Here is a 597-nt window from a genome sequence, read left to right on the forward strand (position 1 = left end):
ACAGCGCGTACGTGACTTCGCTGTCGAGGACGCGGTGGAATCCCAGGCGTTCCAGCATCCAGTCAGCGCCGGCGAGTTGGCGGGGGTTGGCTGCGCAGATCCCGAGGTCGGGGTCGCGGCCGATCACGATGTCCGGTCGGGCATGGTCGAACGTGGGGTTGTCGGGCATGGGAGGTCCATCCGAGGGGCGGGGGATTGGGGAAGTGCGCGGGATGGGACCGGGATCTGCTGGTGCGGTTCAACATGAGGCCTCCAGTTCGTGATTTGTGAACTTTCTTGATTTCTCAGGTCATTCGGGCGTCGGTGTCGAAGAGCGCCTTCTCTGCAGGGTGCAGGATGTGCTGCACGATGAAGCTTCGCCCGGCGACCTTCCACAGCCCGCGCCCTCGGGTGAGTGCGGACACGGCCTGCGTCTCGACGCCGGTCAGACCGAGCAGGGCGGCGGCGGTGGCGAGTTGGTCGCTTTCCTGGCGGTAGATGATGCGCGTGCTGCAGTCGGCGAGCAGGCCCTCGGCCAGGACCCGGCCGCGGGAGCCGACATTGCCGGCGGACAGCAGGTCGGACAGGCGGTGGATCACCATCAGGTTGGCGATGCCC

1 pseudogene is annotated in these 597 nt (G+C 66.8%); it reads right to left on the reverse strand.

The window, feature by feature from the left end:
* Positions 1 to 284: 284 nt before the first annotated feature.
* Positions 285 to 597: pseudogene (locus tag ABD323_RS43955) on the reverse strand (ATP-binding protein); the annotation flags it as partial.

The organism is Kitasatospora nipponensis (assembly GCF_039528135.1).
Classification (GTDB): domain Bacteria; phylum Actinomycetota; class Actinomycetes; order Streptomycetales; family Streptomycetaceae; genus Kitasatospora; species Kitasatospora nipponensis.